Here is a 243-nt window from a genome sequence, read left to right on the forward strand (position 1 = left end):
CACGCCTCCGCGGCGAACGTCTTGGCGACGTCGGCCGCAACGTCGCGCCGCGCGCAGTCGCTCAAGCGAGCGGCGCTCGCTCGATCGGTGGCGCCGAGCTGCGCCCGACGCAGCGCGGCGAAGTCGCGGTAATAGAACACCTCGGGCGACTCGCCGAGCCGGTCGAGAGCGGCCAGGGCCGCATCGATCGTGCGCGGTTCGCCGTGGTAGTAGCCGTAGTGCACGCGCGCCGCGAGATCGAGC

Annotated in this window: 1 protein-coding gene; it reads right to left on the reverse strand. The window is 72.8% G+C overall.

Annotated elements, in window-relative coordinates; all coding sequences use genetic code 11:
- Positions 1–243 (reverse strand): hypothetical protein (locus SAZ04_RS22830; protein WP_332700052.1); only part of this gene is annotated, 243 nt, incomplete at both ends.

The sequence above is a fragment of the Halalkalibacter lacteus genome (assembly GCF_036663595.1).
GTDB classification, from domain to species: Bacteria; Bacillota; Bacilli; order Bacillales; family Bacillaceae_D; genus Halalkalibacter; species Halalkalibacter lacteus.